The 11,843-nt window shown below is 62.3% G+C and carries 7 protein-coding genes; 6 read left to right on the plus strand and 1 reads right to left on the minus strand.

Annotated features, from left to right (window positions below):
• Window positions 1–371 precede the first annotated feature (371 nt).
• From NMG80_RS31265 to NMG80_RS31280, 4 genes are all read left to right on the plus strand, one after another.
• Window positions 372–2,027, plus strand: a complete 1,656-nt coding sequence (locus NMG80_RS31265; protein WP_254021693.1) for an ABC transporter substrate-binding protein — start codon at window positions 372–374, stop codon at window positions 2,025–2,027.
• Between the two features lie 226 nt (window positions 2,028–2,253).
• A complete protein-coding gene (locus NMG80_RS31270; RefSeq protein ID WP_254021694.1) occupies window positions 2,254–3,288 on the plus strand; it encodes an ABC transporter permease in 1,035 nt (344 codons plus the stop codon).
• 12 nt (window positions 3,289–3,300) lie between these two features.
• A complete protein-coding gene (locus NMG80_RS31275) occupies window positions 3,301–4,458 on the plus strand; it encodes an ABC transporter permease (protein WP_254021695.1) in 1,158 nt (385 codons plus the stop codon).
• Window positions 4,459–4,510: 52 nt separating this feature from the next.
• Entirely contained in the window at window positions 4,511–6,727 is a 2,217-nt protein-coding gene (locus tag NMG80_RS31280; RefSeq protein ID WP_254021696.1) for a dipeptide ABC transporter ATP-binding protein, read from the plus strand.
• A gap of 13 nt (window positions 6,728–6,740) precedes the next feature.
• On the opposite strand, the gene NMG80_RS31285 is transcribed toward NMG80_RS31280, so the two are convergent.
• Entirely contained in the window at window positions 6,741–7,331 is a 591-nt protein-coding gene (locus NMG80_RS31285) for a transglycosylase SLT domain-containing protein (protein ID WP_254021697.1), read from the minus strand.
• 217 nt (window positions 7,332–7,548) lie between these two features.
• Here NMG80_RS31285 and NMG80_RS31290 point away from each other — a divergent pair, with 217 nt between their 5' ends.
• Entirely contained in the window at window positions 7,549–9,087 is a 1,539-nt protein-coding gene (locus NMG80_RS31290) for a trimethylamine methyltransferase family protein (RefSeq protein WP_254021698.1), read from the plus strand.
• 230 nt (window positions 9,088–9,317) lie between these two features.
• Window positions 9,318–11,759: a GcvT family protein gene (locus NMG80_RS31295; RefSeq protein WP_254021699.1), complete on the plus strand. Its 2,442-nt coding sequence runs from the start codon at window positions 9,318–9,320 to the stop codon at window positions 11,757–11,759.
• Window positions 11,760–11,843 lie beyond the last annotated feature (84 nt).

The raw sequence follows: 11,843 nt of genomic DNA on the forward strand, positions 1-11,843 counted from the left end.
GTCCGGGATCGGCTGGCACTGTGCAAAGTTTCGCCAGATGCGAAATTATGCATGTCGTTATCGCAAAACCGCTGCGCACTTTTGCGCGACATGCATTAGGGATTATGCGCGAATCAAGGTGCTACGGCGTCTGTTGCGCAGCCAACCGGACGCGCGGCGCTGTGGTGAATGTCTCAGTTTGATCGATGTCGGAGATTCGAGCGAAATCTGCCGGGCAATAGCAATTTTGCGCCAAGACTGTCGTTATCACGCGAACTGCTTCCCTTCCAAAGTTGCACATTCCTTGGCATGTTCCCAACCCGTGCCGTTTTTGACATCAGGGCCCGGATGCGGAATGGTAAAAGGCAGAAAGCCAACAATGGGAGTTCTCGATGACAATCTACAAGAGTAATGGCGATCGCGTTCCGGATCACATCCACGCAATGGCCGAAGAAGCCAGGGCCGGACGTGTCGATCGCCGCGAGTTTCTGGCTTTGGCCAGCGTCTTCGGCGCGTCCACGGCAATGGCCTATGGAATGCTCGGCCTCGCCGACCCGACGCCGGCGAGAGCGCAGGACGCGCAGGGCAAGAAGGGCGGCATATTGAAGGTCGCTATGTGGATCAAGGATCCGAAGGATCCGCGCAAGGCAGACTGGTCGGAAATCGCCAATGCCGAGCGCCAGGCGCTCGAGCCGCTGGTCAAGTACACAAACGAATACACGTTCCGCCCCTACCTGCTCGAGAGTTGGGACGTCAATGACGACGCCACCGAATACACCCTGCATGTGCGCAAGGGCGTCACCTGGAACAACGGCGATCCGTTCACCGCGGACGACGTCATCTTCAACTTCAAGCGTTGGGCCGACAAGAAGGCCGAAGGCAATTCCATGCCCGGTCGTCTCGGCTCGCTGGTCAAGGACGACAAGCTGGATGAGAGCGCCGTCACCAAGGTCGATGAACACACGGTCAAGCTGACGCTCAGCTCGCCGGATATCGCGCTCATCCCCAACGTGTGCGACTATCCCGGCCTCGTCGTCCACAAGACCTTCGACGAAAAGGGCGGCGATTTCAAAGCCTGCCCGATCGGCACCGGCCCATTTGAACTGGTCTCCTACGATGTCGGCCAGAAGGTCGTCTACAAACGCCGCGAAGACAACAAGTGGTGGGACGGCGAGGTCTTTCTCGACGGCGTTGAGTTCATCGACTATGGCACCGATCCGGCGGCGATGGTCAGCGCTTTCGAAGCCGGCGAAGTCCATACCAATTTCGAGACGTCGGCCGACTATGTGTCGATCCTCGACGGTGTCGACCTGGTCAAGTCCGAGGTGGTCACCGCTTCGACGATCGTCTGCCGCACCAATGTGACCAACAAGCCTTATGACGATCAGAAGGTTCGCAACGCGCTGCAGCTTGCGGTCGACAACGCTGTCGTTCTGCAGCTCGGCTACGGCAATGCCGGCACTGTCGCCGAAAACCACCATGTCTCGCCGATCCATCCGGAGTATTACGAATTGGCGAAGGTTGCCCGCGACCCGGCCAAGGCAACGGCGCTGATGGCGGAAGCCGGCCAGGCCGATTTCGAGCACGAGCTGATCACGGTCGACGAAGACTGGCACAAGAACACCGGCGATGCGATCGCCGCGCAGATGCGCGACGCCGGCATCAAGGTCAAGCGCACGGTGCTGCCGGGGTCGACCTTCTGGAACGACTGGACCAAATATCCCCTGTCGATGACCAACTGGAACATGCGGCCGCTCGGCGTCCAGGTTCTGGCGATCGGCTATCGCACCGGCGAAGCCTGGAACGAGACGGGCTGGGCGAATTCCGAGTGGGATGCCAAGCTCAACGCTGCTCTCGCCGTTGCCGACCCCGCCAAGCGCAAGGAGATGATGAAGGACATCGAGCAGATCCTGCAGGATTCCGGCATCATCATCCAGCCCTACTGGCGCAAGCTCTACAGTCACTCGGTGGCTGCCGTTAAGAACTACGCCATGCACCCGACCTTCGAGCGCGACTACGGCAAGGTCTGGCTCGACGAGGTGGCCTGATCGGATCGATCGTGGAAGGGGCGGTTCGCCCCTTCCACCCAAGCCATGCATGATTCCCGAAACCGAAACAGGCGCAGCAAGAAAAGCGCGGACTCTTCGGGCAGGGGCGTGCAATAAGACAGGGTTGATCGCATTCTGAGGGTCCGTTTGACAGCCAGCTCTGCCGATAGCGGCTGAGCTGGCTCCGAGCCGGCCTCAACCCCAACCAGACCGGCAGGGGACCGCCATGCTTTCTTTCATCCTTCGACGCCTCGGCACCATGGCATTGACGATGCTGTGCCTGACGTTGGTCGTCTTCTTCCTGATCAATCTCGATCCCAATCTGAAAAAGCTGGCGATCAGCCAGACCGAAATGCACACATCGGCCGAGCAGCTCGAAAACTGGCTGGTCAACCATGGCTATCGCCAGAACTTCTTCTCCCGCTATGGCCAATGGCTGGGTATCGTGCCCAAACAACCGGTCACAGATCCGGCAACGGGCAAACCCACGCGACGTTTTTCCTTCTGCAACGATCCTGTCGAGCCGACATTCTCCGGCGTGCTGCAAGGTGACTTCGGCTGCTCGACCAAGTTCAAGACGACGGTCGCGTCAAAACTTTTCCCGGCGCTCGGCGCCACCGGAATCCTGATGTTCTGGGTGCTTGTGGTGATGGTGCCGATCTCGCTGCTGATCGGCATCCTTGCCGGCATGCGCGAAGGCTCTCGAACCGACCGGACATTGTCTGTCGCCTCGATCGCCTCGACGGCGACGCCTGAATATGTCTCCGGCGTCATTTTCACCGTCATCTTCGCCTCATGGCTCGGCCTGCTGAACGGTTCGGCGGCTTCGGCCAGCCGGGGCATCACCTTCTACAACTTCACGCTGCCTGTGATGACGCTGGCAATCTATGGCATCGGCTACATCGCCCGCATGACCCGCGCCTCGATGGTCGAGGTGATGACGCAGCAATATATCCGCACCGCCCGGTTGAAGGGCCTCTCCTTCGGCAGCGTCGTGGTCAAGCATGCGCTGCGCAACGCGCTGATCGCGCCATTTACTGTCATCATGCTGCAATTTCCCTGGCTGCTGACCGGCGTCGTCATCGTCGAGGTGATGTTCCGCTACCAGGGGTTTGGCTACACGCTGGTCGAGGCGGCCGGCAACAACGATATCGATCTTTTGCTCGGCTGCTCCCTGGTCTCGGTGTTCATCGTCCTGATCACGCAGCTCATTTCCGATGTCGGCTACGCGTTTCTCAATCCGCGTATCAGAGTTCAATAGGGGATCGAGCGGATGCAGCTTGAATATATCGGCGCCTTCGATGTGGTGCTTGGCGTGCTTGCGCGTTTCTGGCCGGTCTGGATCTCTCTCGTCCTGGTGATGGGGGCGAGCTTCGCCTACAAGAAGAGGCTTGGCCTCTACGGTCAGCTCTTCGACAGCAGCGTCGGCATCGTCGGCGTCGGCATCTGCCTGTTCTGGCTGTTCACGGCGATCTTCGCGTCGACCGTCTCGCCGTTCAATCCGCTTGTCCAGATCCCGATCATGAAGGACGCGCTGCCGGGCGCGGTCGAGCCGCAATCGGGACTTGTCTATCTGTTCGGCGGCGACAAGCTTGCCCGCGACGTGTTCAGCCGCATGGTCTACGGCAGCCAGATCGTGCTGATCATCGCGCCGGCGGCGACTGGTTTTGCGCTGATGGTCGGCATCACGCTCGGCCTGCCGGCCGGTTATTATGGCGGCAGGATCGATACGTTGCTGTCATTCCTCGCCAATCTGGTGCTCGCCTTCCCGGTGATCCTGCTGTTCTACCTCCTGGTGACGCCGGGCATCATGGAGACACCGATTCCCTATGCGATGGCCGGCCTGTTCTTCCTGTTCCCGATCATCTTCTTCAGCGTGCTGTTCTGGACGCGCTACAAGAAACGGCCCGACCGCCTCTACATCCTGATGGGGCTGACGCTGATCGTTGGCGGCTGGGTCTATGCCGGCCTGGTCTTCGATGCCGATCCGTTCAGGATCATCCATATCGATCCCAACCAGCTCAACATTTTCGTGGCGGTGGTGTTCGCCTCCAGCCCTGGCGTGTTCCGCATCGTGCGCGGCCTGGTCATGGACATCAAAACGCGCGACTATGTGGCGGCGGCGCAAACGCGCGGTGAATCGCCCTGGTACATCATGCTGTGGGAGATACTTCCCAACGCGCGCGGGCCGCTGATCGTCGACGCCTGCCTGCGTATCGGCTACACCACGATCCTGCTCGGCACGCTCGGCTATTTCGGCCTCGGGCTGGCGCCCGAGAGCCCGGACTGGGGCACCGCGATCAAGGATGCCAGCCGGCTGCTGCGCTCCTTCATCCATCCGGCGCTGCCGCCGACGATTGCGCTGATGTCGTTCGTGCTGGGCCTCAATCTGCTGGCCGACTCGCTGCGTGAGCAATCGATGAAAGATTGATGGACGGGTTCTCGACCCGATATGCTTGAATGAACCAGGATTGGAGCGACCCATGAATGAGGCAGTTCGAAATCCCGCCAAGCCGACCAATGGGCCGATCATCGAGATCGAGAACCTGTCGATCTCCTTCTTTACCCGCAAGGGCGAGATACCGGCCGTCATGGATTTTTCCTGCACGGTCATGCCTGGCGAAGCGATGGGCATCGTCGGCGAATCCGGTTGCGGCAAGTCGACCGTGTCGCTCGGCATCATGCGTGATCTCTCCAACATCGGAAAGATCGTCGGCGGCCGGATAAAGTTCCAGGGCAAGGACATGGGCGAGCTCTCCGACGAAGAACTGCGCGCCATCCGAGGCAACAAGATCGCGATGATCTACCAGGAGCCGATGGCCAGCCTGAACCCGGCGATGAAGGTCGGCCAGCAACTGATGGAAGTGCCGCTGATCCACGACAAGGTATCGAAGGAAGAGGCTTATAGGCGCGCGCTGGAAATGGTGCGCTCGGTCAGGCTGCCCGATCCGGAGCGCATGATGCGCTCGTTTCCGCACCAGCTTTCCGGTGGCCAGCAACAGCGTATCGTCATCGCCATGGCGCTGCTGTCGAAGCCGGCGCTGCTGCTGCTTGACGAGCCGACGACGGCGCTCGACGTGACGGTCGAAGCCGGCATCGTCGACCTGGTCAAAGGGCTTGGCGAGAAGTTCGGCACCTCGATGATCTTCGTGTCGCACAATCTCGGCCTGATCCTGGAAACCTGCGACCGCATCACGGTGATGTATTCGGGCGAAGCGGTGGAGACCGGCAAGATCAAGGACGTCTTCGACCGGATGCGCCATCCCTACACGCAAGGCCTGTTCCGCTCGATCCCGCTGCCCGGCGCCGACAAGAATTCGCGGCCTCTGATCTCAATCCCGGGGCAATTGCCGCTGCCGCACGAGCGGCCGAAGGGCTGCAATTTCGGCCCCCGCTGCCACCATTTCGTCGAGGGCGTCTGCAACGCCGCCGAAATCCCGATGATCGCGGTCGACGGCCATGAAGGCCATTTTTCGCGCTGCGTGCGCTTCAACGAGATCGACTGGGAAGCGCTGCCGCCCGGCGCCAAGAAGGTCAACGAGCGCGTCGAGCCCGGCGCGCCGGTGCTCAAGATCGAGGACCTCAAAAAGTACTACAAGGTCGGCGGCAGCGAGGTGTTCGGCTCGAGCGAGGGCCGCGTCGTCAAGGCCAATGAGACGATCTCCTTTATGGCGCGCGAATCCGAGACCGTCGCCATTGTCGGCGAGTCCGGCTGCGGAAAGTCGACGCTGGCCAAGGTGCTGCTCGGACTGGAGACGGCAAGCTCCGGCAGCGTGACGCTCGGCAACCAGCAAATCCAGTCGATCGGGGTCGAAAACCGCAGCGTCGAGACGGTGTCGTCGATTCAGATGGTGTTCCAGAATCCGTTCGACACGCTCAACCCCAGCCATACGGTCGGGTCGCAGATCATCCGCACGCTGGAAAAGTTCAATGTCGGCAACACCGTTGCCGATCGCCGCAAGCGCATGCTGGAACTACTCGACCTGGTGAAGCTGCCGCGGGCGTTCGAGACCCGCAAGCCGCGCCAGCTTTCAGGCGGCCAGAAGCAACGCATCGGCGTGGCGCGGGCTTTTGCCGGCGATGCCAAGGTGGTGGTGGCCGACGAGCCGGTTTCGGCGCTCGACGTGTCGGTGCAGGCGGCAGTGACCGAGCTGTTGATGGACATCCAGCGCAAGAACAAGACGACGATGCTGTTCATCAGCCACGATCTGTCGGTGGTGCGCTACATCGCCGACCGCGTCGTCGTCATGTATCTCGGCTATATCGTCGAGCAGGGCACGACCGACCAGATTTTTTCGCCGCCCTATCATCCCTACACCGAGGCGCTGCTGTCGGCGATCCCGATCGCCGACACCAGCGTGATCAAGAAGCACATCGTGCTTGAAGGCGACATCCCGTCGGCGATGAACCCGCCAACCGGCTGCCCGTTCCAGACCCGCTGCGGCTACAAGAAGCTGGTGCCGGACAACCTTTGCGAGACGCAGGTGCCTCCGGTCAAGCATCTCGGCGACGGTCATATGAGCCTGTGCTGGCTTGCCGACGACGTGCTGGCGAAAATGGAGCCGGTGATCAAGTTCGACAAGGAGCACGCCGCCAATGAAGGCGTGCCCGACGACGCGCCGCAGGGCGTCGGTCCGGGCTTTGCCGGCGCTCCGCCCCAGCGTCCGCACGGCAAGAGGCCGAAGCTGACGGACGATTAGATCCGTGGCGCCATCAACGCGCGCATTGGCGTAGCTGCGCGGCGTAGTCCCGAGCCATCTGCTCGGTGGCCCGCGCATAGCGCTGCACGCCGGCATCGCCGCGGTTGCCGCGGCCATAGGCCGTCCAGCCGAGATAATAGGCCAGATAGAGATTGTAGGTGTCGTTGCGGGCGACGCCGAGCGTGTCTGATGTATTGGAATGATACCAGCCGACGAAATCGACGGCATCGGCGAAGCTGGTGCGGCGCGCCGCCCAGCTGCCGGTTTCGCTCTGATATTGCGCCCAGGTGCCGTCAAGCGCCTGCGAGAAGCCGGTGGCGCTGGAGACGCGTTTCCAGGGAATGAACCCGAGCAGTTTCTTGCGCGGCGGCCTGGCGTTGCTCTTGAAGCCGGATTCCTTGCGCACCGTCGCCATCAGCACGGGAACCGGCACGCCGTGCTTCCGTTCAGCGCGTTCGGCCGCCGCCTGCCAGTTGTCGAACCAGCCGTCATTCTGGTCGAAGACGGCGCAGACATCGTTGATATGGCTCGGCGGCGTCGCGCAGGCCGACAGCGCCAGCAGCACGGCAACAGCTAAAATTTTACGAAAATTCGACCTACCCATCGCAAGAGGATTAGGCCGAAAACATAAAGGGAATCTTGCGGCGTTCCTTAACAGCTGATCGCCGCTTTGGCCGCGACACAGCGAGGATAGATATTCCGACGTTTTCCGTCGCTTTTGTCGGCAGGAAAATCCCAAAATGCCGCCTTGGCTAAAATCGCGCCCGCAGGTGGCGGATTTCTGACAGCCCGATCGTCGTGCCGGCGCTTTGATGCGCCGTATGAACGAACCGAGACGCAAGCGCGGCGCCGAGCGAACCAGCAACAGGGGACCGGCCGCCATTCCGCAACTGCCGTTGCGCCGCGTGACAAATCCCTATCCGCCGATGGCGATGCTCTCGGCCGACCAGATCGAGGCGATCCATCAGGCGTCGATGCACATTCTGGAGAATTTCGGCATCGAGGTGATGAGCCCGCGGGCGCTTTCGCTGTTCGAAAGGGCCGGGGCCAAGGTCGATCATGCGTCGATGACTGTTCGCATCGACCGCGGCCTGGTCGACGAGGCACTGAAGACGACGCGGTCCAGCTATACGCTGACGCCGCGCAACCCGGCCCACACAGTCCATCTCGGCGGCAACATCATCAATTTTACGCTGGTCGCCGGACCACCGAATGTGCATGACATGGAACGCGGCCGGCGCGCCGGCAATTTGCGCGACTACCGCGATCTCACCCGGCTGGCGCAGCATTTCAACTGCATCCATATGCTCGGCAACCAGGTCTGCGCACCGGTGGAGCTGCCGGCCAATTCACGCCACCTCGATACATATTTTGCCAATCTGACGCTGGCCGACAAAAGTTTTCACGTCTCGGCAATCGGCCGCGGCAGGGCGCTGGACGGCATCGAAATGATGGCGATTTCGCGGGGCTTGAGCCTTGATCAGATGCGCGACCATCCCGGCGTCACCACCATCATCTCGGTCAACTCGCCGCGCCGTTTCGACGAGATGATGGCCGAAGGCCTGATGACGATGGCCGAGTTCGGCCAGTCGGTCGCGGTGACGCCGTTCACGCTGATGGGGGCGATGAGCCCGGTGACGCTTGCCGGCGCGCTCGCGCAACAGAACGCCGAGGCACTGTTCGGCGTGGTCTTGACGCAGCTTGTCCGCCCTGGCGCCCCGGTCATGTATGGCGCCTTCACCTCCAATGTCGACATGAAGTCCGGTGCGCCGGCCTTTGGCACGCCGGAGAACACCAAGGCCAACATCGCCTCCGGGCAATTGGCACGGCGCTATGGACTGCCCTACCGGACGACGCCGGGCTCGGCCTCCAACGCCGCCGACGCGCAAGGCGCCTATGAGACGCTGATGGCGCTGTGGGGGGCGGTGCTCGGCCACGGCAATCTCGTCTACCACGCAGCCGGCTGGCAGGAAGGCGGGCTGACCGCGTCGTTCGAAAAGTTCATCATCGACGTCGAGATGATCCAGCACATGATGGAGTTCTTGCGCCCGATCGAAGTCAACGAGGCGGAACTCGCCGTCGAGGCGCTGGGTGCGGTGCCGACCGGCGGCCATTTCTTCGGCGAGCCGCACACGCTGGAGCGCTATGCAACCGCCTTCTACCAGCCGATGCTCTCCAATTGGCAGAACTACGAGGCCTGGCAGGAGGCCGGCGGGCTAGACACTACGGCGCGGGCGACGCGGCTGTGGAAGAAAGCGCTGGAAGATTATGTCGAACCGACGATGGATGTTGCCGTGCGCGAGGCGCTGGAGGCGTATGTGGCCAGGCGCAAGGAAGCGATCGGGCAGGGCGAGCCGTGAAAGCTGGTGATCCGTCCAACACCCCTCATCCGACCTCGCTTCGCGAGGCCACCTTCTCCCACAAGGGGAGAAGGAAAAGCGCCCGGCCTTCTCCCCTTGGTGGGAGAAGGTGGATTGGCGCGAAGCGCCAAGACGGATGAGGGGTGTTGGACGGATCGCAACGTCATTCCGGTTTCCTCCCGCACCGATTCATCTCACCCCTCCAACTCCCTGAAATAACGAGAAAACCGATGAAATCGCATGCGAAGGTCGTGGTCATTGGCGGAGGCGTCGTCGGCTGTTCAGTGCTGTTCCATCTCGCCCGTCACGGCTGGACCGACATTGTGCTTCTGGAGCGCGACGAGCTCACTTCCGGCTCGACCTGGCACGCGGCCGGCGGCATGCATACGATCAACGGCGATCCCAACGTCGCCAAGCTGCAGAAATACACGATCTCGCTCTACAAGGAGATCGAGGAGCTGTCCGGCCAGGCGACCGGCGTGCATCTGACCGGCGGCGTGCTTCTGGCGGCGACCGAGGCGCGGCTCGACTGGCTGCGCGGCGTCGTCGCCAAGGGCCGCTATCTCGGCATCGACCTCGAGGAAATCTCGCCTGATGAGGCGGCCGATTTGATGCCGCTGCTCGACCCGAAGCAGTTCGTCGGCGCGGTGCGCAACAAGGAGGATGGTCATCTCGATCCATCAGGGGTCACCCACGCCTATGCCAAGGCGGCGAGGAAGCTCGGCGCCGAGGTTGAGCGCTTCACCAAGGTCGAGGATATCGTGCGCCGCGCCGACGGGCTGTGGCGCGTCATCACCAACAAGGGCGAGGTGGTGGCCGAGCATGTCGTCAACGCCGGCGGCCTGTGGGCGCGCGAGGTCGGTCGCATGGTTGGTCTCGAACTGCCGGTGCTGGCCATGGAGCACATGTACCTGATCACCGAGGATATGCCGGAGGTCGCCGCCTGGAACCAGAAGACCGGGACGGAGATCATCCACGCGGTCGATTTCGACGGCGAGCTCTATCTGCGCCAGGAGCGCGGCGGCATGCTGATGGGTACCTATGAGAAGGCCAACAAGCCATGGTCCGAGTTTCAGACACCGTGGAATTTCGGCCACGAACTGCTGGAGCCCGACATCGACCGCATCGCGCCGTCATTGGAAGTCGGCTTCCGGCATTTCCCGGCCTTCCAGAACACCGGCATCAAGCAGATCATCAATGGCCCCTTCACCTTCGCGCCTGACGGTAACCCGCTGGTCGGGCCGGTGCGCGGCCTGCCTGGCTTCTGGGTCGCCTGCGGCGTCATGGCCGGCTTTTCGCAGGGCGGCGGTGTTGGCCTGGCGCTGTCGAACTGGATGATCGAGGGCGATCCCGGCGCCGACATCTGGGCGATGGATGTCTCGCGCTACGGCGACTGGGCAACGATGGCCTACACCAACGCCAAGGTGCGCGAGAATTATTCGCGGCGTTTTTCAATCCGCTTCCCCAATGAGGAGCTGCCTGCCGGGCGGCCGCTCAAGACAACGCCGGTTTATGATCTCTTGTCGGCGAAGGGGGCGCAGTGGGGCGTGGCCTATGGGCTGGAAGTGCCGCTGTGGTATGCGCCCGATGGCGTCAAGGACGAGTTCTCGTGGCGACGCTCGAGCGATTTCGAGCACGTCGCAAAAGAGGTGAAGACGGTGCGAACAAGTGTCGGCCTGTCGGAAATCTCGTCATTCGCCAAATACAGGGTGACGGGCGAGGGCGCGGCGGCCTGGCTCGATCGCCTGCTTGCCTGCAAGCTGCCAAAGCCCGGCCGCATGACGCTGGCGCCGATGCTGAAGGAGGACGGCAGGCTGATCGGCGACTTTTCGCTGGCCAATCTCGGCGATTCCAATCGCGACAATGGGAACTGGTTTGTCGCCAGCTCCGGCATTGCCGAGCAGTATCACATGCGCTGGTTCGAGGCGCATCTGCCGCAAGACGGTTCGGTCATGATCGAGGCGCTGGGGGCGAAGCTGACGGGTCTGTCGATCGCCGGACCGAAGGCGCGGGACGTGTTGGCCAGGGCTACGCGGGCGGATGTGTCGAATGCGGCGTTTCCGTTCATGGCCATTCGCAAGATGGATATCGGCATGGCGCCGTGCCTGGTCGGCCGCGTCAGCTACACGGGCGATCTTGGCTACGAGATTTGGGTGGCGCCGGAATATCAGCGTGCCGTGTATCAGACCCTGATGGCGGCCGGCGAGGACTTCGGCATCGGCCTGTTCGGCGCGCGCGCGCTCAACGCGCTGCGGCTGGAGAAGAATTACGGTTCATGGGCGCGCGAATACCGGCCGATCTATGGTCCGCTGGAGGCCGGGCTCGACCGTTTCGTCGCCTACGGGAAAGAAACCGATTTCATCGGCAAGCAGGCGGCACTCGCCGAGCGCCAGCAAGGCGGCAAGCTGCGACTGCGCGCCTTTGTCGTCGATGCGGCAGACGCCGAAATCATCGGCGACGAGCCGATCTGGTTCGACGGCGCCGTGCGCGGCTGGGTCACGTCAGGCGGCTACGCACACCATTCGGAGACGTCCGTGGCGATGGGCTATTTGCCGAAGGAGATCGCCGACGAGGCCGACGGTTTCGAGATCGAGCTGTTGGGCAAGCGCTATCGCGCGCGCATGCAGCCGACGCCGCTGTTCGACGCGAATCTCGAGCGGATGCGGGGGTAAAGGCATTGCTAGGTGGAGGCCACCCAAAATGCGCGGGGTCGGCGGGACAGCGGCCCCCTCTGTCCTGCCGGACATCTCCCCCAC

The sequence above is a fragment of the Mesorhizobium escarrei genome (assembly GCF_935825525.1).
In the GTDB taxonomy this organism is placed as follows: domain Bacteria; phylum Pseudomonadota; class Alphaproteobacteria; order Rhizobiales; family Rhizobiaceae; genus Mesorhizobium; species Mesorhizobium escarrei.